Consider the following 21,674-nt stretch of genomic DNA (forward strand, 5'->3'; position numbering starts at 1 on the left):
TCTTCAACAGAAAGCTTTTTTTATATCATTATATTTTTCTTAATTCCCATTAAAAACCAAATACAAAACTAAAATCGTCAGTCCTAATACCCCAAACAACAACTTCACTTTTTTACTAGTTTTTGGAATATCTGTTTCATCAGAAAAATTGGTTTCAGGATTTTTGTCTAATAACGAAATAGCGATTGCCGTTACGGTTAAAACAGCAAAAATGTAAAACGAAATCAATAAAAAGTGAGGCCAAACCGGATATTCATCGGCAGGGAAAATCCACAGGTATAAAACGCCCACAAACAAACTAAACGCCGAACCCCAAGACAAAGTAAAGTTTACGGCTTTTTTTGTCGTGCGTTTCCAGAAAACACTCAATAAAAATACCACAGACAATGAAGGCGCCAAAAAGCCCAAAACCGCCTGAAAAATATTGAACAAATTCTGCCCTTTAATATTATCAATCGCAACCGCCATTAAAATTGCAAACAAACATCCAGCTGCAATCGTAATTCGGCCAATTTTAATCTGATCTTGTATCGTCGCCGTTGGATTGATTTTCTTTACATAAATATCATTGGTAAAAACAGCGCTCAAAGCATTTAGAGAAGATCCAATTGTTCCCACCAAAACGGCAATCATAACGCAGATTACCAAACCGTTCATTCCACTTGGGAAAAGATTCGTAACCATCGTCATATAAGCCAAATCGGAGTTTTTGCCCAATTCAGGATATAAAACATAACACAAAATTCCAGGCAGAATAAATAACGGAAGTGCCATTACTTTCAACCATCCGATGAAATTTACCCCCAATTGTCCCTGTTCTAAGTTTTTAGCTCCCAAAACACTCTGCACCATCGATTGATCGGTACAGAAAAAGGCAACAGCTGCTACGGGATATCCTAAAAGAATGGCTGGCCAAGGATAACTAGCATCATCCGCTGGACGGACTAAATTCCAAAAATTAGAAGGTGTTTTGGAAAGTAAAACGTCGATTCCGCCTACTTTCTGTAATCCTAAATAGGAAAGCGTCAACGAAACGACAATCAATAAAATCATTTGAAAAACGTTGACTTTTGCAATCGCTTTTAAGCCGCCTGCAAAAGTAAAAATTCCAGAGAAAATCACTAAAACGGTAACGCTCTGCCACATCGGAATTCCCAGAATCTGACGCACTAAAACGCCTCCGCTAAACAATCCTAAAGAAAGCCAGCTTACGAGGATTTTTACCAAAGCGTACCAAGCCAGAATGTTCTGTGTGCTGTCGCCGTAGCGTTTTCCCATATATTCCGGCATCGTGCTAACTTTACTCGCAATATAACGCGGTGCAAAAACCATCGCTAAAAGCAGTAGAAACACAAAAGCATACCATTCGAAATTTCCCGCCACGATTCCTGTTGCGTAACCAATACTCGCAAAAGCCAGCAATGACGAAGGCCCAACATTTGTTCCCCACATATTAAACCCGATATTGTACCAGTTTAAGGAGTTTCCCGCCAGAAAAAGCGTTTCGTTTTTCTTGCTTTGTTTTACGCTTACAATGTATCCAATGACCAATAAAGTTACCAGATAAACCGCTACGATGATAAAATCGAGCGTGGTTAATTTATCGTAGATGCTGTTCATAGTCCGTATTCGTTAAGAATATCGGCAATTTTAACCGGCATTCCTGTTTGTAACGTTTTATCCATTGCCTGCAGTAAAGCCACGGTTCCGATTCCTTCTTCCATATCTGGATAAGCGGTAAAATCCTGTTCGATACTGTCTACGAAATATTCTAAATAATTCTGATATTCCCCGCCGTGGTGGCTCTGTCCTTCGAAACGGAAATAATATTTTAAAGTGCTGTCGCCCCAAGTCACTACTTTTTCTTCGCCCGTTTTATCGGTAACCGCATAACGCAATTCATGATAATCCGCCTGACTTGCGCCTTCTGTCGCTCTCAAAATCGTACTCATTCCGCTGTCGCGTTGCGCAGGTTGGGTCGGCGAAGTATAAACACCACTTACACGAGCAATTCTACCATCGGTTGCTTTGAAAATAAAATGCATAGTATCTTCATTTTTCAATCCAGCTGATTGTCCGTTACTGCTGATCATTCCGTAACCCATTACTTCTTGAATGTTTGGAAGATACCATCTAATGAAATCTACAGGATGGCTTAAGCCTCCGTACAGCCATTTAAAAGATTGCAATAAAGACCATTCTTTCTTTAAAAACCATCTGTGATCAGCGTGGTATTGAGCTTCGATTGTAATTAAATCGCCAATTAAACCTGCTTCGTAATCGGCTCTTTGTCGTTTTGCTGGTTCGAAGAAACGCGAACTTTGTCCGATAAAAATTTTTTTTCCTGTTGATTTGCTTAGTTCTAAAAGCTCTTTGGCATCCGAAAGATCATCGATAAACGGTTTAGTACAAACGACATGTTTTCCGTTCAGCAACGCTTGTTTTACGTGCTGTGCGTGTAAGTGATCGGGTGTATAAATCGCAATAATATCAATCGATTCGTCATTTAACAAATCGTCGTAATTGGTGGTGTACGAATGAAAATCGAATTCTTTTGCTCGCTGTTTGCACAATTCTTCGTTTCGGTCGCATACTTTTACAAGTTCTAGTTTTGAACTTTCGATAGCAGCTGACATTGTGCTTCGTCCTTCTCCAAGTCCCAGAATGGCTATTTTTAACATTGGTTTTATTTTAGTTTTTTGATAGTTTTTTTTCCGCCACGAATTCACGAATTTTCTTTTTCAAATCTGACTTTTTTATTATTCGAATTAATTCGAAAAAATAATCGCAAAGATTTTAAAAAGAAAATTCGTGAATTCGTGGCTATCTTTCTCTTATTTAGTTTCTACTTTGTTTAAGAAAATCCAGGTTTCGTCTGGTTTTGCGCCTTCGATTCCGGTTTGGTATTTTTTCATTAAAGCATTCCAGTCGTCTACACGCGGATTATTTTGTGTTGTTTTCGGATTCAATTTATCCAGATTTTCCCCTTTCGGAATACTGATTACCAAGATCAATTGTCGGTCTTTTTTGAAAACCTGTAACTGCTGAAAATCAGCATTACAGAAACCTTTGGCTACTTCCGGCCATTTTTCGAATTGCGTTTTATGATAGTCTACATATTCTTTCTGCAGTTTTTCATCCGCAGGAAGATTAGCAGTTAGAACCACATTTTCCCAATCAGATGCCGGTTTTGAATCTTTACATCTTTCGAAGTTTTGGAAATCGTAAACCAGATCTTCATAGATTTTTATTTCTAAAGAAGGAAAAGCTCCCGCCAGTTTTCGTTTCGTTCTTTCGGGCTGATTCATTTTTCCGTAAATCACCAAATGATTTTTCCATTGGTAGAATTCCTGGCCTACGATTCTAAATCCAACCAAAGTCGATTTGATTTTTTCGATATCGAAATCATTTCCGATTAATTCTATTGCATACGGTTTTGGCATTTCTTGCAATCCCCATTTTTCGTCGATTACAATTTCTTTTTCCAAAGCTGCCGCGTAAGGTGCTCTAATTCCCGCAGCTTCTTTAATTTTAGAACTTACGTAAGGATCATTATGTTCCCAAATATTCCCTTTTGGACCGTTGTGGTTTTTCAGGATTTTCTTTTCGGCAATCCAGTTGTTTTTAATAGTAAAACCTTCAGAACCTTCATCAGTATATAAATATAGCCATAAAAACGGATCGTGTGCATACGGACTGTTGTAAACCTTGTCAATATAGTTTTCTTCAATTCGGCTTCCAGGCTGTGCCGAAAGCGTGTAAATTCCCGCTACATCATGAAGATGTTTGGCATAATGATGAATTTTATTCGCCAGAATTTTATTGTTCTGCATAACGTTTGGCGTGTGCGTCCAGCCCCATCCCATCGAAATTCCAGAATAAGAAACGTCTGAAATCTCATTGTGTTCAATTGTAAGGTTTCGCACAAAACCTGCCGCAATTCCTAGAGTTCCCCAATCTTCATTGGTTACATTGGTGATTAAATTATCTGCAATAACTTCATCCGAACACATTTCTCTTTCGTCTTTGATGATTAAAGGCAAGTGCGCTTCAAAAGGCTCTTCTGAGAAAATGCCAACATTAATCGCGCTTCCGCCAATGTCTTTGAATAAATTCCCTTTTACCGTATTGTGATTCGTTCCTTTATTTAAATCTAAACCTGTCGAAGCCAAATGCTCAAAACGGCAGGATTCAAACTGAATATTATTCGAATAATTTACTTCGACAGCTGCACGAGGTCTTCCCACCCAAGCTTGATTTTCCAAATTCGCCTGATTTGGCGTTCCTGGCTGTTTCAGTTTATAAGCATCTAAAAGATACAAACCGCATTGCAAAGGCACGTGTCCTTGTTGTGAAGGACGAAGCCAGTTGCTGTATTGAAATGAAATTCCCTTAAATCTAAAATGACTTACCGGAGAATCAATCGTACCTTTTACTTCAACTAAACTTTCTAAAACAGGAACCGTAACTTTAACCGAATTAATATCTTCACCCGCTCTCGGAATATAATAGATTTTAGCATTTTTCTTGTCTAAAAACCATTCTCCAGGCTCGTTTAAAAGTGAAAAAGCATTGTTTAAGAAGTAAGCCGAATTTCCGTTGTTTTTAGAAATCCACGGTGCCGGCCACGGATGCTCGCTCTGAATACGGCTTTCTGGTTCTTCAAACGACAATTTTGCACTGTCTTTCTTCACTTCGATATTTTTGATACGTAAGTTGGCATTCGACCACCATTGTACGATAAACATTTCCATTCCTGGTTCAAACTTTACCGATTTATCTTTAAACGGAATCCAGCAGGTTTGTTCTTCGTGATTCCAAGACAGAATACGTTCCATTGAAGTTCCCGCTGTATTTTTAGCTCTAACGGCTTTTTTATCGTTAACCCATAATTGTCTGTAATCAAGTAGAGTTCCTGCTTTTTTAGGAGCGTCGGCTACCCAGACAGCACCTTTTTTAAGTCCGTTGATAACTGTAGTCGATTTTGTCCAGTTTTTGATTTCGATTCCACCGCTAATAATTGGTTTTGCATTTGCATCGGCCACAATTGTTGTCGGACTACCAGCAGTTCCAGAATCTTCTGGTCTTACAAATAAAGGTTCGTTTAAATAATACGTCCCGTCCATTACCACAATTCTAATCCCGTCTTTTACAGATGGATCTTTTAATCGGCGGAGTTCTCTGGCTTTTCGCATCGCCATGTGAACGGTTGCCAGCGGACTTTCTTTTGTTCCCGAGTTTTTGTCATTCCCTTTCGGGGAAACCCATATTTCGGCCGCATTTATCGAAAACGTAACGCAGAGGATTAAACAGAAGGTCAGGATTTTAGTAAATGAATTCAAACGCATTATTTAATATTTTGATTTTTTTCTGGGTAAAAAATTATTAGGCAGTCAATTTTAAGTAGATATAATTTACAAATAAATGTATTTTTAACACTTTTACCAAATAATTCGTCCAATTTACTTGAACATAAAGTTATATGTATCCTGTACCCTCCTGTTTTGGTTGTTTTTAAACCATATAAGTCATATAAGTTTATTTTAAAGGTTTGTGGTTAAAATAGTCTCGCAAAGGCGCGAAGACGCAAAGGCTTATTCTCATTTTTTGTCATTTCGAAGAACGAGAAATCTCCGCTTGAAACTCTACAAAGATTGGCGATTCAGCTTGTCGAGCTACTTGCGAAGATTTCTCCTTCGTCGAAATGACAAACAGTACTTAAGAACTGAGAAAAACAATTAAAAACTTTAAATTGAACTTAAATGACTTATATGGTTCAAAACTTTCACCACAATTCTATTTTCTAAACTTTTTTTAATAGATTTGTGTAATCGATTACATTTAACTATTGTTATTTATGTGAGAAGGAATTTTTCACATCTATAAAAATAACACCAAAAATTTACTAACAATGAAAACCAACCCACTAAATCTTTTTTCTCTTGCAATGGCAATTATGCTTTGCCTGGGGTCAAAAAATGTGAATGCTCAAAACGCATCTTACGATACTTATGCCAATGTTGAATTCAAAATGCCGAAAGTTAACGAACCTGTTATTCCTGCTAATGTTGTAAATCTAAAAGATTTCGGAGCGATGAACGGCGGTTATGTTTTGAATACCAAAGCTTTTGCAGATGCGATTGAAGCACTTTCGAAAAAAGGAGGCGGTAAATTGATTATTCCACCAGGAATTTGGCTGACCGGTCCAATCATTCTAAAAAGTAATATTGAATTGCATGCTCAAACTGGCGCTTTGATTAAATTTTCTACAGACAAAACTTTATACCCAATCATAGAAACGAGTTTTGAAGGTTTAAATACTTGGCGTTGTATCTCTCCTATTTATGGGAAAAATTTAGAAAATGTTGCTTTTACAGGAAATGGAGTTTGGGATGGTTCTGGAGAAGCTTGGAGACAGGTTAAAAAGAGTAAATTGACAGAAGATCAATGGAAGAAATTTGTGGCTTCGGGCGGAGTTTTAAACGAAAAGAAAGACAGCTGGTATCCTTCTGAACAATATATGAAAGGCGCGAAAGGTGCCGATCAAAATGTACGTCATGATTTGAAAACGAAAGAAGATTTTGAAGCGATTCACGATTTTCTTCGTCCGGTTTTGGTGAGTATACAGAATAGTAAACGAGTGCTATTTGATGGTCCTGTTTTTCAAAATTCTCCTGCGTGGAATCTTCATCCGTTGTTAATTGAGGATTTGATTGTTCGAAATGTAACAGTTCGTAATCCGTGGTTTTCTCAAAATGGTGACGGACTGGATGTAGAATCCTGCAAAAACGTAATTATTGAAAATTCTAGTTTTGATGTTGGTGACGATGCAATTTGTATTAAATCTGGAAAAGATAAAGACGGACGTGATCGCGGTGTTGCTTGCGAAAATATCATTGTGAAAAATAATATCGTATATCACGGACACGGCGGTGTAACGGTGGGAAGCGAAATGTCGGGCGGTGTAAAAAACCTGCATGTTTCTAACTGTACTTTTATGGGAACTGACGTCGGTCTTCGTTTCAAAAGTACTCGCGGACGTGGCGGTGTAGTGGAAAATATCTTTATTTCAGATGTTTTTATGACGGATATTCCGTCTCAGGCAATTTCGTTTGATTTGTATTATGGCGGAAAATCGATCGCTGAAACACTTGCTGAAGGTGGAAATACAGTTACAACAAAATTAGTTCCTGTAAACGAAGAAACGCCTCAGTTTAAAAATATTTCGATTAAAAATATTACGATTAAAGGCGCACAGCAAGCGGTATTTTTACAAGGTCTTCCTGAAATGAATTTGGAAAATATTGAGATTTCAAACCTGATTGCAAAATCTCAAAAAGGTTTTTCTATTATTGATGCAAATGGAATTAAAATCAGCAATGCGCAATTGGATATTGAAGGTAAAAATGCGTTCGAAATTTATAATGTTCAAAATCTTTCTTTGAAGAAAGTAGAATTTAATCCTGGTTCATCGAATGCGATAACTATTGATGGTGCAACAACTAAAAATATCGATTTGAGTGGTTTATCTAAAACTACTACTATTGGAAAAGATGTTCCTAAGAAAGCGGTTAAGTTTTAAAATTTTGAACCATATAAGTTATTTAAGTTCAATTTAGCTGGATGTTAAATAGTTCTCGCAAAGACGCCTAGTCGCAAAGTTTTTTTATTCTTTGTGACTTGGCGTGTTTGTTTTTATTGATAATCTTTATTTAAACATACCCCGAAACCTCGGCAAGTTATTTATTGCTCCAGCGGAGCAAAATATTTATAGAATATTAATAAAACAAAATGGGGAAAAAGCTCCAGCGGAGCGACATATAATTGTAAAAAACATGTCGCTCCGCTGGAGCTTTATATTGTAAACCTGTATTTCCTGCTATAAATATTTAGCTTCTCCGAAGCTACTAATCATTTAAATTGTAGAATGAAATTGCATTCTCAAACCAAATCTTATTCTGATCTTCTACAGAAAACTTCGAGATATAATCTTCTAATGTTTTTACAACCTCATTATAATCGGAAGCGACATTCAAGACCGGCCAGTCTGAACCGTACATTAATTTGTCTACAGAAAAATTATCAAAAATAACATCCAGATAAGGTTTTAAATCTTCTGGTTTCCAGTTTTTCCAGTCGGCTTCAGTGACCATTCCAGAGATTTTACACCAGACATTATCATATTTTGCAATTTCTTCTATTCCTTTTTTCCACGAATCAATATCGGCTGATTTGATATCTGGTTTTGCAATATGATCGATCACAAATCTTTGGTTCGGAAAATCTTTTACAAGGCTTATCGCCGCTGGCAATTGACGATGGAAAATTAATATATCGTAAGTATAATCGAATGCTTTTAAAGCTGCAATTCCGTTACGGAATTCAGTTCCGTACATGAAATCATCTGGTTCGCCCTGAACGACATGTCTGAAACCTTTCAGGGTTTTATAATTCGAATAAAAACTTAGACGGTCTTGAATATTTTCAGCTCGTAAATCGATCCAGCCGACAACGCCTTTTATAAAATCATTTTTGGAAGCCAAATCCAATAAAAAATTGGTTTCTTCCTCTGATTGACTTGCTTGTACGGCAACACAACCTTCAAACTGATTATTCTGAAGTTCGGTCAAAAGATCATTTGGCAGAAAATCTCTCTGAATTACAGCCATCGTTTCGTCAATCCAGCTGTCTCGAACGGGATCAAACTTCCAAAAATGCTGATGTGAATCTATTCTTTTACTCATAATTTCTTAGTTAACATCGCTAATTAATGCGCGGTCTAAATGTACGTAACCTCCATCAACAAAAACAAATTGTCCTGTAGTGTGCGATGATTTTTCTGAAATAATGAAAAGCGCCGTATCTGCAATTTCTTCGGTTTTAGTCATTCTGCCTTCAAACGGAATACTTTTATTGATTTTCTTCAAAACGTTTTCTCCATCTTCCAATGTTTTAATCCAGTCTTCATAGGCTGGCGTATAACTTTCAGCAATAATAATAGCATTCGAACGGATTCCAAACTGAATCAAATCTACTGCCCATTCTCTTGTTAGACCTAAAACGCCACCTTTCGCAGCAGCGTAACCAGAAGTGCCACCCTGCCCCGTTAAAGCCACTTTTGAACCAATATTTAAAATGTTTCCTTTTGATTCTTTTAAATACGGAAGTGAATATTTAGCTAAAAGAAAATAACTAACCACATTCAGCTTCAAAGAATTCATAAAATCCTCATAACTTGAATCTAATCCCGCACCGTCATTTACGCCAACATTATTGATTATAGCATCGATTCTTCCGTATTTTGCAGCGATTACTTTCACAGCATTTTCCATTGCAACAGGATCTGTCACATCGGTTTGAACAAATAACGAATTAACGCCTCTATTTTGAAGTATTTCAGCGTAAGCGAAACCTCTTGTATTTCGATCTACCAAAACTGGAATCGCGCCTTCGTCTGCTAGGCGGTTGATAATCGTTTCTCCGATACTGCCTTCTTTTCCAGCTGATCCAGAAACAACGACTATTTTATCTTTTAAGTTTAAATTCATTTTTGTGGTTATTTAAAGTTAAAGTTTTCCTCATTTTTGTCATTTCGACGAAGGAGAAATCTCCGCGAGTTGCTCCACCAAGAAATTCGCCAATCTTTGTAGAGTTTCTTGCGGAGATTTCTCCTTCGTCGAAATGACAAACTATTGACGAAAACTAGCTATGTGTGAGAAACTAGTTTCTTTTAGCTTCCTTTTATAAAGTAGAAAATCTATGTTTCTATGTGTTTAATTTTTACCCTCATTTAAACCTGACAGGTTTTAAAAACCTGTCAGGTTTCTTTGAAAACAATTATTCTATTTCGATCAACGCCTTGATTACATTATTTTTTGGATCAACTAAGTTCGCAAAATCAGTAATCATTTCGTCAAAACTCGTTCTGTGTGTAATGTATTTTTTCGGATCGATTTTTCCTTCTTTCAGGCATTTCATTACATATTCAAAATCTTCGATTGTTGCGTTACGGCTGCTCATTAAAGTCGATTCTCTTTTGTGGAAATCAGGATGACTGAAACTCAATTCTCCTTTTTGAAGTCCGACTAAAACAAATCTTCCGCCATGCGAAATATAATTGAAAGCGCTGTTCATTACTTTCTGATTTCCAGTCGCATCAATAACCACATTTGCCATATCTCCGTTTGTCAATTCAGCCAATTTCGCAGCAACATCATCGTTTAACGGATTAATCGTTTCATCAGCATTTAATTCTGTTTTACAGAAATTCAAACGATAGTCATTAATATCCATTACGATCACTTTTGCTCCGGCGATTTTAGCAAACTGAATCAAACCAATTCCGATTGGTCCTGCTCCCATTACCAAAACCGTATCTGTAGATTTTACAGCCGCTCTTCTAACTCCGTGCGCTGCAATTGCTAAAGGTTCTACCAATGCCAGTTCATCATAATCCAAACCTTGTCCGTGCAGTAAATATTGTTCTGGAATCGAAACATATTCGGCCATTCCGCCGTCAATGTGTACTCCAAAAACTTTGATATTCACACAGCAATTTGTCAATCCGTTACGGCATGCCACACATTTTCCACAGTTAAAATACGGAATAAAAGTGACTTTATCACCTGGTTTAAAACCTTCTGCATTTCCTTTTACATATTCAGCAGCCAATTCGTGGCCTAAAATTCTAGGATATTCAAAATACGGTTGAGTTCCGCCAAAAGCGTGAATATCAGTTCCGCAGATTCCGATTCTTTTAATTTTCAATAAAACCTCACCTTCTTTTGGTTCTGGAATAGCTGTTTCTTTTAGTAGAAATTCCTGCGGTTTTTCGCAAACAATATATTTCATTTGTTGATTTTTAGTTAATTCCTTTGGCGTAATTTGTAAATTTTATTTAACACATAGAAACATAGTTCTTGATTGCGCACAAGGCGTTTCACTTTGCATTAATAAACATAGTTTATGTGCTAAAATTTATTATGTCTGAGACGTTTATAATTATTTTGTATATGCAACAGCTTTCTGTTTGCTCGTTCCTAAACCTTCAATTCCCAGTTCGATAACATCTCCCGCTTTAATATAAACTGGATCTGGTTTGATTCCTAAACCAACTCCCGGAGGCGTTCCCGTACTAATAATATCGCCTGGAAGCAAAGTCATAAACTGGCTTAAATAATGCACCAAATAAGGAATTTTAAAAACTAAATTTAGCGTGTTGCTGTCTTGGTATTTTTTACCGTTTACTGTCAGCCACATTTTTAAATTGTCGACATCGGCAACTTCTTCTTTGGTTGCCAAAAATGGTCCAAGAGGCGCAAAAGTGTCGCTCCCTTTTCCTTTTGCCCATTGCCCGCCACGCTCCAACTGAAAAGCTCTTTCGCTATAATCATTCAACAAAGCATAACCCGCAACATAATCTAAAGCTTCAGCTTCTTCTACATAACTTGCCTTTTTGCCTACTACAAAAGCCAATTCTACTTCCCAATCGGTTTTTTCACTGTTTTTAGGAATGACCAAATCGTCGTCTGGACCGCACAAAGAAGTTGTCGATTTAAAAAAGATTATCGGTTCGGTAGGAATCGGCGCATTGGTTTCTTTACAGTGATCAATGTAATTTAAACCAATACAGATAATTTTTGAAGGTCTTGCAACAGGCGATCCCAAACGTACCGAAGCGTCTACTTCTGGCAGAGACGGATTATTTTCTAATGCTTTTTGTAATTTTTCCAATCCATTCTCTTCAAAGAAACTTTCGTTAAAATCGGTTACAATCGAAGAAACATCATATCTTTTTTCTCCGATAATAACACCCGGTTTTTCTTTTCCGATTTCTCCAAAACGTATTAATTTCATAATCGTATATTTTTAGTTGTTAGTTTATATTTTTTGAGGATTAAAAACCATCAAATCTTTTATTTTTCTTGAATCTTCCAGCATTTACCAGTTTAAATTCTCTAAAGAATGGAATCAAAAATAATAAATGTAAAAAATACAATTACAAAAATACTTTTTCTAAATTAATAACCGCGATCTATTTTATTTTTCTGCTCTTAAAATAGTCATCGTTCAAAATTTTATAACATTTTTTATACGGTTTGTAAAAATTAACAGCCTAAATAACCTTTTCAGCAAAAAAGAATAGTTAATAAACACGGGATTTCTTGCTCATTTCAATCTTATTTCTACTTTTGTAATTGTATTTTTTACATTTATTATTTCCAACTAACATTCACTACCCAAAATCCCTATAAAATGATAAAATTAAAAGGCATAACTTGGAACCATACAAGAGGTTTGCTTCCAATGGTTGCCACATCGCAGCGTTTTACAGAGTTACATCCAGAAATTGAAATTTCTTGGGAGAAAAGAAGTTTACAAGAATTTGCGGATGCTTCGATTGAAGATCTTGCTAAAAGATTTGATTTATTGGTAATCGACCATCCTTGGACTGGATTTGGAGCACAAACTAAAGCAATTCTTCCGTTATCCGATTATTTATCAGCAGATTATATTAAAGATCAAGAACGCAATACCGTTGGAAAGTCTTACGGTAGTTACGTTTTTCACAATAAATTATGGGCATTGCCTATTGATGCTGCAACTCCTGTAGCATCTGCAAGATTGGATATTTTAGAAAAGAACAATCTAGAAGTGCCAAAAACTTATGAAGATTTATTGGCTTTGGCGAAAAAAGGCTTAGTAGCTTTTGCTGGAATTCCAGTTGATGTTTTGATGAGTTTCTACATGTTTTGCTGCAGTTTGGGAGAAGCTCCTTTTCTTTCTGAAGAAAAAGTTATTTCTGAAACTACAGGAAAAAAAGCGCTTCAAATGTTTAGAGAATTAGCGCAGTTTATTGATCCTAAAAACTTTAACAGAAATCCAATTCAGGTTTATGAAGCCATGGTGAATTCAGACGAAATCGCTTACTGCCCTTTTGCCTACGGATATTCTAATTATTCTAGAGTTGGCTACAGCAAAAATCTATTGCACTTTTTTGATTTGGTGAGTTTAAATGACAAGCCAATGATTTCTTCGCTTGGCGGAACTGGTTTAGCGGTTTCATCTTTCAGTCAGCATATTGGCGAAGCGATTCGTTATGCTGATTTTACAGGATCTTCTGAGGTTCAGCAGAATTTATATACCGACAACGGCGGTCAGCCAGGGCATTTGGAAGCTTGGAAAAGCGACCGATTGAACGATTTGACACACGATTATTTCAAAAACACATTGCCAACTTTACAACGCGCGTTTTTACGTCCGAGATATTACGGCCACATGTATTTTCAAGATCACGCCGGAGATGTTGTCCGCAATTATTTAATGTACGGCGGAGATGAAGATAAAGTTCTAGAAGAAATGAACGGACTTTATGCAGAATCTCTAAAAATTCAGACGATATGAGACCTTTAGAAGGATTAATTGTTCTGGAATTCTGCCAGTTTTTGGCGGGACCTTCAGCCGGATTAAAACTGGCTGATTTGGGCGCACGCGTGATCAAAATCGAACGTCCTGTAAAAGGGGAAGCCTGCAGGCAATTGAGCATCAAAGACTTATTTGTAGACGACAGCAGTCTGCTTTTTCATACGATTAATAGAAATAAAGAATCTTTTGCAGCCGATTTAAAAAATCCTGATGATTTGGTTTTAATAAAAAAACTAATCGAAAAGGCTGATATTATGACACATAATTTCAGACCGGGTGTGATGGAAAAAATCGGTTTAGATTTCGAAAATACATTAGCCATTAATCCGCAGATTATTTACGGAACTATTACGGGTTACGGAAATGAAGGTCCGTGGGCAAAAAAACCGGGACAGGATTTATTATTGCAATCGCTTTCGGGTTTAAGCTGGTTGAGCGGACGCAAAAGTCAAGGCCCAGTTCCGTTTGGATTGGCGGTTGCTGATTTAATGTGCGGCAATCATTTTGTACAGGGAATTTTAGCAGCACTTTTAAAAAGAGCCAAAACTAAAAAAGGTGTTTTGGTCGAAGTGAGTTTATTAGAATCTATTCTAGACGTTCAGTTTGAAGCGATTACTTCTTTTTTAAACGACGGCGGTCAATTGCCTGAAAGAGGCGATATTAAAGGAAGCGCGCATGCTTTTTTAAGCGCGCCATACGGAGTTTATCAAACTCAAGATGGTTTTTTGTCTCTTGCCATGGGCGATTTGATTTTTATTGGAAAAACACTCGGTTTGGATTTAAGTCCCTTTGCTGATAAACACTTATGGTTTGAAAAACGCGATGAAATCAGAACGATTTTAAGCAAAAAAATTCAAACCCAAACTTCTGATTATTGGATTGAAATTTTGCAGAAAGAAGGCATATGGTGCGGGAAAGTTTTCAACTACGAAGAATTGGATAATCAGCCGTTTGTAAATGAATTGCAGCTGAAACAAACTGTAAAAAATGCAGAAGGCGAAACTTTAGTTACCACGAGAAGTCCGATTCAGTTGGACGGTGAAATTTTACTTAGCGAAAAAGCGGCGCCAAAAGTGGGTCAGGACAATTTAGCAATACATGCAGCCTTTATTCAATAATTCGGTTAAAATTATTTTTTAATTATAATCAAAATAGAAATTAAAATTTGCGCATATCTGCTTTAATCTGTGTAAATCTGCGTGAAAAAATCTTTGGCAAAAAAAAGTATTTCACGCAGATTTTAAAAGATTTAGGCAGATCAAATTAAATTTTAAATGTTAATTAAAAACGATTAAACAGATAAAACGGTTAACAAAAAATGAAACCATTAGAAGATTATTTAATTGTAGATTTCAGTCAGTTTCTTTCAGGGCCGTCAGCGAGTTTGCGTCTTGCCGATTTGGGTGCTCGCGTGATAAAAATTGAAAAACCGGGAACGGGAGACATCTGCCGAACCTTATATACTTCTGACTTGATTATGAATGGCGAATCGTCTGTTTTTCATACGATCAACAGAAATAAAGAATCGTTTGCCATTGATTTTAAACAGCCCGAGGAACTTCAAAAATTAAAAAAATTATTAGCAAAAGCTGATGTTGTCATGCATAATTTCAGACCGGGCGTTATGGAACGCATTGGCTTAAGTTATGAAGAAGTGAGAACTATAAATCCTAATGTAATTTACGGATCGATTTCTGGTTTTGGAGAACATCCCGATTTGAAAGATTTACCGGGACAAGATTTGCTTTTGCAGTCTTTAACGGCTTTAACATGGCTGAGCGGCAATCAGGAAGACGGTCCTGTACCTATGGGATTGTCGATTGTTGATATGCTCGCTGGAGCTCATTTGGCACAGGGAATTTTAGCGGCTTTATACCGAAAAGCAACTCACAATATTGGAGCGCAAGTTCAGGTAAGTATGCTAGAATCTGCTTTTGACTTTCAGTTTGAGACCATCACTACGTTTTTTAATGACGGAGGTGAATTGCCTGTTCGTACCAAAACCAATAATGCGCATGCCTATTTAGGTGCGCCATACGGAATTTACAAAACTAAAAACGGTTATTTAGCTCTTGCAATGGGTTCGATTCCTGTTTTGGCTTCACTTTTAAAATGTGATGCTTTACTGGCTTTCCCAGAGAATAAATTTACGCTAAGAGACGAAATCAAAAATATTCTTGCCGATCATTTACAAACTCAGGAAACACAATTTTGGCTGGATATTTTAGAACCAGCAGACATTTGGTGTGCGGGAGTTTTAAACTATCTGCAACTTTTTGCCGAAGACGGATTTAAAGTTCTGAATTTCACTCAACAAGTAGAAATGCTTGATGGTTATACTTATAAAACTACACGCTGTCCGATAAAAATTGACGGCGAATATCTGACTTCTGGAAAAGGTTCGCCGAAACTAGGTCAGGACAACGAACGAATTATTAAAGAATTTATAGACTGCTGATGGAAAAAATTAGAATCGCCGTTCGAAAATTCGATCCTTTCGAAAGTACACTTCAAAAGCTTTGGGATGCGTTTTGTCTTCAAAACAATATAAAAATTGAAGCCGAAATGATTCCGATGGAACTTCATGATTTATATGAAACCACTATTACCAAAAAGGGTTTAAAAGAAGGAAAATGGGATATTGCGCACCTCAATACCGATTGGATTTTTGATGCTGTACACGAAAAAGCGGTTCTAGATTTATATTCCTTTATTTCACAAAATCCGCCTGAAAATTATCCGCACGGCTGGCACAAATCGCTTTTGCATTTACAAAAAATTGATAATGGAACGTACGGACTTCCATTTCATGATGGGCCAGAATGTCTGATTTACAGAAAGGATTTATTCGAAAATGAAACCGAAAAAGAGAATTTTAAAAAGCAATTTGGTTACGAACTTTCGACGCCAAAAACTTGGCAAGAATTTCAAGAAATTGCAACTTTTTTTAATCGCCCAGAAGAAAATCTTTACGGCTGTATTTTTGCCAATTATCCAGACGGACACAATATGGTTTTTGACTTCTGCCTGCAATTATGGACGCGCGGCGGTTCTTTAATCAATAACAAAAATCAGATTTCCATTAATAGTAAAGCGGCAATTGAAGCTTTAGATTATTACCGAAAAATTGTGAATGACAAAAATGCTGTTCATCCCAAATCAAAAGATTTTGGTTCTGTTGAAGCAGGTTTGGCTTTCGCCGAAGGGCAAGCGGCAATGGCGATCAACTGGTTTGGATTTGCTTCGATGGCAGAAGTGATCGAAGAATCGAAAGTAAAAGGAAAAATTGATATTACTTCCCTCCCGTCTGATCCGAGACATAAAACGGCTTCACTAAATGTATATTGGTTATATACTATTGGTACAGGAAGCAAACACAAAAAACTGGCTTATGACTTTTTACGATTTGCCACAACTGCTGAAAGCGATAAATTATTGACTACTGAAGGCGGAATCGGTTGTAGAAAATCAACTTGGAAAGATGAGGAAATTAATGCTTTAATTCCGTTTTATCATAAACTGGAAATGCTTCACGAGAATGCGCTGACATTGCCACAAACGCCAATCTGGCCAAAAGTGTGTGAATTTATCGATCATATGGTTTTAAAAGCAATTAAAAGTGATATTCCGTCGGCACAATTATTAGAAGAAACACAAATTAATATTCAAAAAATAGAATAGAAAACTTTGTCAAAGTTTAAAACTTTGACAAAGTCGAAACTAACATAAAAATATTTACAAAATGAATATTCCTTATAAACCTTTATTACCCGAAACAGAACAGCCGATTATTATTATCGGAGCGAGCGGCATTGTAAAAGATGCGCATCTTCCGGCTTATCAAATGGCTGGTTTTAAAGTTTTTGGTATTACCAACAGAACGATTTCAAAGGCATACGATTTGCAGAAACAATTTAAAATCGATCATGTTTTTGAAAATGTTGCCGAAGCGGTGAAAAATGCGCCTTCAAACGCAGTTTACGATATTACGGTTCTGCCCGATCAATACATCGAAATTTTAGAACAATTGCCAGACGGTGCGGCGGTTCTGATTCAGAAACCAATGGGAAATGATCTGGCTCAGGCACGCGAAATTGTAGAAGTCTGCGAAAGAAAAAATCTTGTTGCTGCGATTAACTTTCAGCTTCGTTTTTCGTCATTCGTAAGCGCTGCAAGATATTTAATTAATGAAGGAATAATTGGTGAACTTTATGATTTCGAATTTAAAGTAACCGTAAATACGCCTTGGGAATTATTCCCTTTAATTAAAGAGCATCCGAGATTGGAAATTCTTTTTCATTCTGTTCATTATATCGACTGTATTCGCTCTTTCTTAGGAAATCCGAAAGGTGTTTATGCAAAAACAGCTAAACATCCGCTGAAAAAATTATCTTCAAGCCGTTCAACCATTATTTTGGATTATGGCGAAGATAAGCATGTCGTAATTAATACGAATCACGATCATCATTTTGGTCCGAAACACGAAGAAAGCTACATCAAATGGGAAGGAACAAAAGGTGCCATCAAAGCTAAAATGGGCTTGCTGATGAACTATCCTGATGGTTTGCCTGACGTTTTTGAGTACGCACTTCCGAAAAAAGACAATGAAAATGAATACGAATGGACGGAAGTGAAACTGGAAGGTTCTTGGTTTCCTGAAGCTTTCATTGGCGCAATGTCTAATCTGATGCGCTACAAAGAAGGTTCTGACGAAAAATTATCTGCCAGCGTGCAAGATGTTTTAGGCACAATGAAAGTGGTCGAAGCTTGTTATATCAGCAGTAAAAACGGCGGAATTTCTTTTGATGAAGTGTAATTAAAACACTATATTTCCAAACCATATAAGTTATATAAGATAATTTAAGCTGAATGCTTTTTTAAGCTCATAAAAGTTTTAGACAAAGCAGATTAAATGAACTTATATGGTGAAACCAAAAATTAAACCATAAAAGCTATATAAGGTAATTTAAGCTGGATGCTTTTTTAAGCTCATAAAAGTTTTAAACAAAGCAGATTAAATGAACTTATATGGTAAAAACGAAAATTTAAACCATATAAGTTATATAAGGCAATTAAAATTTTGCAGCCTTATATTTGCTTTCGAATGCTTTGCGCAATCTGAGATTAAATAAACTTATATAATTTATATGGTGAAAAACACAAAAAAATAATATTATGTTTTTTAAATCAACTTTTTTCGAAGATTATAAAATCGACGATAAACGAATAACTATCGGAAGAACCATAACAGAAACTGATTTTGTGGTTCATGCCGGACACACTGGAGATTTCTTTCCGCACCACATGGACGAAGAATGGTGCAAAACACAGCCATTCGGTCAAAGAATTGCACACGGAACAATGGTTTTTAGCATTGGAATCGGTTTGACAGCTTCTGAAATTAATCCCGAAGCTTTTTCAAGAGGTTATGATAAAATGCGTTTCGTAAAGCCAGTTCATATTGGTGACACGATTCACTCTGAAATTACAATCTCTGAAAAAGGAGATGCTAAAAAGCCAGAAATGGGCGCTGTAACTGAACATGTTGAAATTATAAATCAGCGTGGTGAGGTTGTGCTTGTCTGCGATCACCTTTTGTTTGTGAATAGAAAATCCTAAGGTGCTAAGCTACTAAGCTTCTGAGATGCTAAGTTTTTATATACTTTCCTTCTTTAGAACTTTAACAACTCAAAAGCTTAGAAACTAAACTTAGAATCTTAGCATCTCAGAACCTTAGAACCTCCAAAAAATAAACAACTTAAAAACTATCAAACGAATGCAAATTACAAACCAAACTGGCGATCAACACGAAGTGCCAACGGAAGGTGGAAACGGAAAACAATATCTGCTGCCTTTTATTCTAGTTACATGCCTATTTTTTCTGTGGGGAATGGCCCACAATCTTGACTCTGTATTGATTCCGCACTTGAAAAAAGCGTGTGAATTAAATAACCGCCAATCGACTCTTATTGATACTTCGGTTTTCTTTGCTTATTTTATTATGGCGATTCCTGCTGGAATGCTTATTAAAAGGTTTGGGTATAAAAACAGTATTATTACAGGCTTATTAGTGTTTGCTATTGGAGCTTTTTTATTCGTTCCTGCAGCCAATACTCGTACTTATGAATTGTTCTTATTTGCTTTGTTCGTAATCGGATGCGGATTAACAATTTTAGAAACGAGCGCGAATCCGTATGCGGCGATTTTAGGACCAGCTGAATCTTCTTCTAAGAGATTGAATTTAGCGGCTTCTTTCAACGGCTTAGCGGCTATGGTGGCTCCTATTGTGGGTTCGCTATTTATCCTTTCTGGAACTAATCATACGCCAGAACAAATGGCTGCGATGCCAGATGCTGAAAGATCTGCTTATTTATTAGGTGAAGCGGCTTCTGTAAAAATGCCTTATATTGTTTTAGGAAGCATTTTAGTTTTGGTTGCGATTATATTTTACTTCGTACAATTGCCTTCTATGAAAGCGACTCACACAGAAGCTGAAATTAAACCTGGATTTTTTTCTGTTTTAAAATTTAGACATTTAAGCTGGGGAGTTGTAGCGCAATTTTTCTATGTGGGTGCACAGGTTTGTATTACGAGTTTCTTTATTCGTATCGCACAACAAGGCGCAGGATTAGACGAAAAAACGGCTGGATATTACTTAGGTATTTATGGTTTCCTTTTTATGGCTGGGCGTTTTATCGGAACTTTCTTTTTACGTTTTGTAAAAGATTATGTATTGCTTTCTATTTATTGTGTAATGAGCGTTTTACTTTGCTTAGTGGCAATTTATGGCTCTGGAATCGTAGTAATCTACGCTCTTGGTGGAATTGGATTCTTTATGTCTATTATGTTCCCGACAATTTTTTCTTTGGGAATTAAAGGCTTAAAATCAAATACTGAAACGGGTTCTTCTTGGTTAGTTATGTCTATTGTCGGCGGGGCTATTATTCCGTACGGAATGGGAACTTTAATCGATATGAATCATGATGATATTCAGTCTGGATATATTATTCCACTGGTTTGTTTCTTGATTATTCTTTCGTTTGGTGCTATTGGGCATAAAGTGAAAACTGTTACAGAATAGTTTTTATAGCCACAGATTCTTTTTTATAGCCACGAATTACACAAATTTCTCGAATTTTTATTTTATCGAAATATTAATTGCCTCCAGCTTTAGCTGGAGGTTTTTATTTAAGCTTCTTGAAGGGCTTTAGCCAAACTTTTTTGCCACAGATTATTTGGATTAAAAAGGATTTTTATAGCCACGAATTCACGAATTTTTATTTTATCAAGACTGCCTTAACTGAAGCTTACTTGAATTAAAAAAGATTATTTTCTAACCACAAATTACACAAATTTTCGCAAATTTTATTTCTAAAATATCAATTGCCTCCAGCTTTAGCTGGAGGTTTTTTATTTAAGCTTGTCGAGGGATTTAGCCAAACTTTTTTGTCACAGATTATTTGGATTAAAAAGTTTTTTTTTGACACGAATTCACGAATTTTTATTTTATCAAGACTGCCTTAACTGGAGCTTATTTGAATTAAAAAAAGATTATTTTCTAACCACAAATTACACAAATTAGCGCAAATTTATTTTATCAAAATTGCTTCCTAATTAAGCTGGAGGCAATTCATTTTATATTTTTTCAGCCAAGAATTAGCATTAATTACAATCGTAAAAAAATAAAAATTCGTGAATTCGTGGCAAAAAACACAATAAAAAACGCCTCCAAATTGGAGGCGTCTTTCTTTAGTCATGTTTAAAATTAACGGTGTTTGCCGTTACCGTGATCGTGGTTCTTGTCTGACTGTTGTTTGGAGTTATTTCCTTTTTTGTTTCCGTTGTGATTTCCGTTATTGCTTTTTACTGGTTTTTCTCCTCTGTTTTTTTGAGGTTTACCTACATAGCCTTTTGGATAGCTGGCTCTGTGTTTTGTATGGTAACTATAAGGAGAGTCTCCTCTATAATCGGTCAAAACTACTTTGTAGCCAGAGTACAAATCATAATTTCTATATCTTGACGGAAGTCTTTTTTCGCGAATCCATTTTCCGCTGTTATCGTAGATAAATACGCTCTGATTTACATCATAATATACATCGATATCCGGCAGGTAATAATAACGGCTGTTGTCGTAACCTTGTGGTCCCCAATTTGGAGGAGTACCAATATTTACATTTACTGATACTTGCGCTTGAGCAAAAAATACACTCATAAAAAGCACTGAGGCGAATACTAACTTTTTCATGTCT

The 21,674-nt window shown here is 36.4% G+C and carries 16 protein-coding genes; 8 read left to right on the forward strand and 8 right to left on the reverse strand.

Annotated features, from left to right (window positions below; translation table 11 throughout):
- Positions 1-39 precede the first annotated feature (39 nt).
- The 3 genes from ACWA1F_RS16330 to ACWA1F_RS16340 form a co-directional block, all read right to left on the reverse strand.
- Positions 40-1,620, reverse strand: a complete 1,581-nt coding sequence (locus tag ACWA1F_RS16330; RefSeq protein ID WP_456895105.1) for a sodium:solute symporter — start codon at positions 1,618-1,620, stop codon at positions 40-42.
- Positions 1,617-2,681, reverse strand: a complete 1,065-nt coding sequence (locus ACWA1F_RS16335; RefSeq protein WP_456895107.1) for a Gfo/Idh/MocA family protein — start codon at positions 2,679-2,681, stop codon at positions 1,617-1,619. Before ACWA1F_RS16335 ends, ACWA1F_RS16330 begins: the two co-directional genes overlap by 4 nt.
- 153 nt (positions 2,682-2,834) lie before the next feature.
- Positions 2,835-5,348 (reverse strand): L-rhamnose mutarotase, encoded by a 2,514-nt coding sequence (locus ACWA1F_RS16340; RefSeq protein ID WP_456895109.1) that lies wholly within the window; start codon positions 5,346-5,348, stop codon positions 2,835-2,837.
- Positions 5,349-5,911: 563 nt separating this feature from the next.
- Between ACWA1F_RS16340 and ACWA1F_RS16345 the strand changes: the two genes are divergently transcribed.
- The gene (locus ACWA1F_RS16345; protein ID WP_456895111.1) at positions 5,912-7,582 is read left to right on the forward strand and encodes a glycoside hydrolase family 28 protein; all 1,671 of its coding nucleotides are present in this window, start codon (positions 5,912-5,914) and stop codon (positions 7,580-7,582) included.
- 325 nt (positions 7,583-7,907) lie between these two features.
- Here the strand turns inward: ACWA1F_RS16345 and ACWA1F_RS16350 are convergent, their stop codons facing one another.
- The 4 genes from ACWA1F_RS16350 to ACWA1F_RS16365 all read right to left on the reverse strand — a co-directional run bounded on the left by ACWA1F_RS16350 (position 7,908) and on the right by ACWA1F_RS16365 (position 11,856).
- Positions 7,908-8,744 (reverse strand): amidohydrolase family protein, encoded by an 837-nt coding sequence (locus ACWA1F_RS16350; protein ID WP_456895113.1) that lies wholly within the window; start codon positions 8,742-8,744, stop codon positions 7,908-7,910.
- Positions 8,745-8,750: 6 nt separating this feature from the next.
- Positions 8,751-9,548 (reverse strand): SDR family oxidoreductase, encoded by a 798-nt coding sequence (locus ACWA1F_RS16355; RefSeq protein WP_456895115.1) that lies wholly within the window; start codon positions 9,546-9,548, stop codon positions 8,751-8,753.
- 289 nt (positions 9,549-9,837) lie between these two features.
- Positions 9,838-10,851 carry a zinc-binding alcohol dehydrogenase family protein gene (locus ACWA1F_RS16360; RefSeq protein ID WP_456895117.1) on the reverse strand — a complete coding sequence of 338 codons (1,014 nt, stop codon included), beginning with the start codon at positions 10,849-10,851 and terminating at the stop codon, positions 9,838-9,840.
- Positions 10,852-11,001: 150 nt separating this feature from the next.
- Positions 11,002-11,856, reverse strand: coding sequence for a fumarylacetoacetate hydrolase family protein (locus tag ACWA1F_RS16365; RefSeq protein ID WP_456895119.1), 855 nt, complete (start codon positions 11,854-11,856; stop codon positions 11,002-11,004).
- 399 nt (positions 11,857-12,255) lie between these two features.
- Here ACWA1F_RS16365 and ACWA1F_RS16370 point away from each other — a divergent pair, with 399 nt between their 5' ends.
- From ACWA1F_RS16370 to fucP, 7 genes are all read left to right on the forward strand, one after another.
- Positions 12,256-13,404, forward strand: coding sequence for an ABC transporter substrate-binding protein (locus tag ACWA1F_RS16370; protein ID WP_456895121.1), 1,149 nt, complete (start codon positions 12,256-12,258; stop codon positions 13,402-13,404).
- The gene (locus ACWA1F_RS16375; protein WP_456895123.1) at positions 13,401-14,543 is read left to right on the forward strand and encodes a CaiB/BaiF CoA transferase family protein; all 1,143 of its coding nucleotides are present in this window, start codon (positions 13,401-13,403) and stop codon (positions 14,541-14,543) included. Before ACWA1F_RS16370 ends, ACWA1F_RS16375 begins: the two co-directional genes overlap by 4 nt.
- 200 nt (positions 14,544-14,743) lie before the next feature.
- A complete protein-coding gene (locus ACWA1F_RS16380; RefSeq protein ID WP_456895125.1) occupies positions 14,744-15,883 on the forward strand; it encodes a CaiB/BaiF CoA transferase family protein in 1,140 nt (379 codons plus the stop codon).
- The gene (locus ACWA1F_RS16385; RefSeq protein WP_456895127.1) at positions 15,883-17,106 is read left to right on the forward strand and encodes an extracellular solute-binding protein; all 1,224 of its coding nucleotides are present in this window, start codon (positions 15,883-15,885) and stop codon (positions 17,104-17,106) included. Before ACWA1F_RS16380 ends, ACWA1F_RS16385 begins: the two co-directional genes overlap by 1 nt.
- A gap of 61 nt (positions 17,107-17,167) precedes the next feature.
- Positions 17,168-18,241, forward strand: coding sequence for a Gfo/Idh/MocA family protein (locus ACWA1F_RS16390; RefSeq protein ID WP_456895129.1), 1,074 nt, complete (start codon positions 17,168-17,170; stop codon positions 18,239-18,241).
- 359 nt (positions 18,242-18,600) lie between these two features.
- Positions 18,601-19,044, forward strand: coding sequence for a MaoC/PaaZ C-terminal domain-containing protein (locus ACWA1F_RS16395; protein WP_456895131.1), 444 nt, complete (start codon positions 18,601-18,603; stop codon positions 19,042-19,044).
- A 157-nt stretch (positions 19,045-19,201) separates the two neighbouring features.
- A complete protein-coding gene (gene fucP / locus ACWA1F_RS16400; RefSeq protein ID WP_456895133.1) occupies positions 19,202-20,506 on the forward strand; it encodes an L-fucose:H+ symporter permease in 1,305 nt (434 codons plus the stop codon).
- Positions 20,507-21,190: 684 nt separating this feature from the next.
- On the opposite strand, the gene ACWA1F_RS16405 is transcribed toward fucP, so the two are convergent.
- A complete protein-coding gene (locus ACWA1F_RS16405; RefSeq protein WP_306160784.1) occupies positions 21,191-21,670 on the reverse strand; it encodes a hypothetical protein in 480 nt (159 codons plus the stop codon).
- Between the last annotated feature and the right edge of the window lie 4 nt (positions 21,671-21,674).

This window comes from Flavobacterium erigeronis (assembly GCF_054075165.1).

Bases quoted from the DNA above. Each gene is read 5' to 3' on its own strand.
- ACWA1F_RS16330 (WP_456895105.1), bottom strand. From the start codon at position 1,620: ATGAACAGCATCTACGATAAATTAACCACGCTCGATTTTATCATCGTA.
- ACWA1F_RS16335 (WP_456895107.1), bottom strand. From the start codon at position 2,681: ATGTTAAAAATAGCCATTCTGGGACTTGGAGAAGGACGAAGCACAATG.
- ACWA1F_RS16340 (WP_456895109.1), bottom strand. From the start codon at position 5,348: ATGCGTTTGAATTCATTTACTAAAATCCTGACCTTCTGTTTAATCCTC.
- ACWA1F_RS16345 (WP_456895111.1), top strand. From the start codon at position 5,912: ATGAAAACCAACCCACTAAATCTTTTTTCTCTTGCAATGGCAATTATG.
- ACWA1F_RS16350 (WP_456895113.1), bottom strand. From the start codon at position 8,744: ATGAGTAAAAGAATAGATTCACATCAGCATTTTTGGAAGTTTGATCCC.
- ACWA1F_RS16355 (WP_456895115.1), bottom strand. From the start codon at position 9,548: ATGAATTTAAACTTAAAAGATAAAATAGTCGTTGTTTCTGGATCAGCT.
- ACWA1F_RS16360 (WP_456895117.1), bottom strand. From the start codon at position 10,851: ATGAAATATATTGTTTGCGAAAAACCGCAGGAATTTCTACTAAAAGAA.
- ACWA1F_RS16365 (WP_456895119.1), bottom strand. From the start codon at position 11,856: ATGAAATTAATACGTTTTGGAGAAATCGGAAAAGAAAAACCGGGTGTT.
- ACWA1F_RS16370 (WP_456895121.1), top strand. From the start codon at position 12,256: ATGATAAAATTAAAAGGCATAACTTGGAACCATACAAGAGGTTTGCTT.
- ACWA1F_RS16375 (WP_456895123.1), top strand. From the start codon at position 13,401: ATGAGACCTTTAGAAGGATTAATTGTTCTGGAATTCTGCCAGTTTTTG.
- ACWA1F_RS16380 (WP_456895125.1), top strand. From the start codon at position 14,744: ATGAAACCATTAGAAGATTATTTAATTGTAGATTTCAGTCAGTTTCTT.
- ACWA1F_RS16385 (WP_456895127.1), top strand. From the start codon at position 15,883: ATGGAAAAAATTAGAATCGCCGTTCGAAAATTCGATCCTTTCGAAAGT.
- ACWA1F_RS16390 (WP_456895129.1), top strand. From the start codon at position 17,168: ATGAATATTCCTTATAAACCTTTATTACCCGAAACAGAACAGCCGATT.
- ACWA1F_RS16395 (WP_456895131.1), top strand. From the start codon at position 18,601: ATGTTTTTTAAATCAACTTTTTTCGAAGATTATAAAATCGACGATAAA.
- fucP (WP_456895133.1), top strand. From the start codon at position 19,202: ATGCAAATTACAAACCAAACTGGCGATCAACACGAAGTGCCAACGGAA.
- ACWA1F_RS16405 (WP_306160784.1), bottom strand. From the start codon at position 21,670: ATGAAAAAGTTAGTATTCGCCTCAGTGCTTTTTATGAGTGTATTTTTT.